Origin of the sequence: Curtobacterium luteum (genome assembly GCF_014646995.1) — a bacterium.
Taxonomy (GTDB): Bacteria; Actinomycetota; Actinomycetes; order Actinomycetales; family Microbacteriaceae; genus Curtobacterium; species Curtobacterium luteum.
Genome location: NZ_BMOI01000025.1, coordinates 1 through 2,419, shown reverse-complemented (window position 1 = coordinate 2,419; position 2,419 = coordinate 1). Strand labels below are relative to the sequence as shown.

The following is a 2,419-nucleotide window of genomic DNA, read 5'->3' as shown; positions in this document are numbered from 1 at the left end:
CGCGCAGATCACGGTGTCGGTCACCGGCTCGGCGAACGGCGAGTCTGCAACGGTGACGAGCAATCCGGTTGGGCCAGTTGGGAGGGCGTTGCCGCTGTCTGCTCCGCTGTTCAACGGTCAGTCGGACGTCAGCCTGTCACGCACGGTGACTGCGGGCGAGCGCTTCAGCTTCACGGGCTTTGGGGCCACGGGGAACCCAGCTCCGACCTACACGGTCACTAGCGATGCCAACGCGGACCGCAGCCTCCCCACCGGTGTCACCTTCAAGAACGGAACGCTTTCGGGCGTGCTGACCGATATCGGCTCGCCTGAGATTGTGGTGACGGCGAAGAACTCGCAGGGTCAGGCGGTCGAGCGGATCGAGCTCATCGTCAATCCCGCGAAGCCGATCGGTTTGAAAGCGGTCGTGTCTCCGCAGCGGTGGGAGTCGAAGGACGAACCCGTGTGGGAGGTCGCGCCGGACGGTTCCGTCACGCAGTGGCTTACATCTGGGGAGAAGCCGGGCGCAACGATCACGGCCAAGCAGGGCTCGACGCTTGAAGTAGACGTCGTGAAGGTGGACAAGTACGGCAATCCCGTCACCTCGTTGCAGCGCGTGTCGGTGACGTCCAGCATCGCCACAGACACGGTGAAGGCGCTGAGCCAAGATGACGCGACCATCACGTTCAATCACGCAAGCCCGCACGTCATCACGATCCGGCAGGACGGTTTCGTGAACACCTTCACGATCCAGGTCTCGCCGCAGACCGTCGCATCGCCTACCGCGACGCCGACCGCCACAGCGGCGGCGGACTCCCTCGCGTTCACTGGCGCGAACGTTGCTATGCCGATGGGAGTGGCGTTGGTCCTGTTCTTCATCGGTGGGATCTTGCTGATCTGGACCCACCTGCGGAAGCGCCGCATCGGTCGACACAACTAACCGCAATCGAGGCATGGGCGGCAGGGCGACGAGCTCTGCCGCCCATGCCCTGTGACGCAGGCCTAGTCGGCTCGACCAACACAACAAGCGGCGGCCGGGAGAGAATCTCTCCCGGCCGCCGTTTGCTGTCTAGTTGTACCGGTGAATGACTTCCGCTCCGCCTGGCATCCACTCCCCCTCTACGTACTGGCACCTTTGAATCTGCACGATAGGCAGATCATCAAGTGGCGCCATGACGTGCCCCCGAAATGTAAGTCGGGAGGGCGCTCTATACGCTTCCGCTAAAGCGATTGAAGAGGGCTCCAAGCTGAAGAGGCGATGCCGAACCGGTTCCCCCAACAGCGGGCTGCCGAGTATTTTGAGGTAGAACTTCGGCCGAGCGAAGAACGCCTCTGCTTCCGGAAGTGGTACTGGATCGTGTTTATACGCAGCACTCCCCCACATGACCTCATTGTCGCCGATACGCAGGCTGAATTCAGTGGCGCTCTGCTGGTGGCGAATCACGCCGACGCCGTGGAGCACAGGCTGGAGGTACATCTCCCGGTTTCCGAGCAGCGCCGGCATGCTGTCGGTGTAAACCACGACGACGAAGTCGCCGACTGCCCCACCAGGCGCCCGGCACTCGATAGCTTGCGCCACCTCAATGATGGGCTCGTCGCCGTACATGCCGTGGTACTGCGTGAGATAGATGCTCGCGAGCGGGATCTCGGTGAGCTCGAGTGGCTCAGGGAGCAGCCTCCGCGCTCCGTGCTCGTCTGTGGCGTAGTCGATCCGCAGCACGGTTCGGCGATGAGCGATCGAACCGCGCCCCGAAATTACGGGCACATTCGCGGGCGTCGTAAAGAGCCGGAGAACCTCAGAGGCCAACACCACGCCAGCATAGGCAGATTCATAGGGAGGCTGTCTTCGATTATCCTCCGCCCGCACTCCAGCGAAACGGTCGGCCTACCTATTGGACTGATTCAACGTCATGTTTTGCCACCACTCGCGGCCCCGGCGGAGCCGATTCACCCGGCGTGTTCGAGGTGCTCCGGATGTGCTCCAGCACTTCGTCACGCACGATGATCCATTTCGACCCGATATGGTACGCCGGGAGATCACCGTTTTGAAGATATTCGTAAACAGTTTTGTTGTTCAGCCCCAATATTTCCGCGAGTTCTCTCGCGGAAAGAATGGGTGGATAGCCATCAAAGAGCTGCTCAAGGCGCGTTGACATATTGACTCCGTGGGTAACGGGTGGAAGAGCACACGTTACTGCACTTTGGTGCAGATACACCTTGAACGGAGCGCGCCCCGGCGACATGGTGCGCTTCACGGCCGAACGGACCCCCTTTACGGGGGTGACCACGGTCGGTTCACCCCCGTTTTAGGTGGTTCTGTTCCGTTTTGTTCCTTTTTGTTCTACAGTTGCTCCCGTACCACCGACGATCAGACGCGTCCGTGGGCGCGGCAGCGGGGACCGCATCTCCGCCGTCGCGGGGCATGAGCCCTACACAGCTG

At 61.6% G+C, this 2,419-nt stretch carries 3 protein-coding genes; 1 reads left to right on the top strand and 2 read right to left on the bottom strand.

From position 1 onward, the window contains the following. A partial coding sequence (locus IEY20_RS16900) for a hypothetical protein (protein ID WP_229728154.1) occupies positions 1-919 on the top strand: 919 nt, incomplete at its 5' end. Positions 920-1,048: 129 nt separating this feature from the next. Here IEY20_RS16900 and IEY20_RS16895 read toward each other — a convergent pair. Together IEY20_RS16895 and IEY20_RS16890 are read right to left on the bottom strand one after the other, a co-directional pair. Next, the gene (locus IEY20_RS16895) at positions 1,049-1,789 is read right to left on the bottom strand and encodes an acetoacetate decarboxylase family protein (protein ID WP_175327243.1); all 741 of its coding nucleotides are present in this window, start codon (positions 1,787-1,789) and stop codon (positions 1,049-1,051) included. Between the two features lie 79 nt (positions 1,790-1,868). Continuing rightward, a complete protein-coding gene (locus tag IEY20_RS16890; protein ID WP_148286209.1) occupies positions 1,869-2,234 on the bottom strand; it encodes a helix-turn-helix domain-containing protein in 366 nt (121 codons plus the stop codon). Positions 2,235-2,419: the final 185 nt, after the last annotated feature.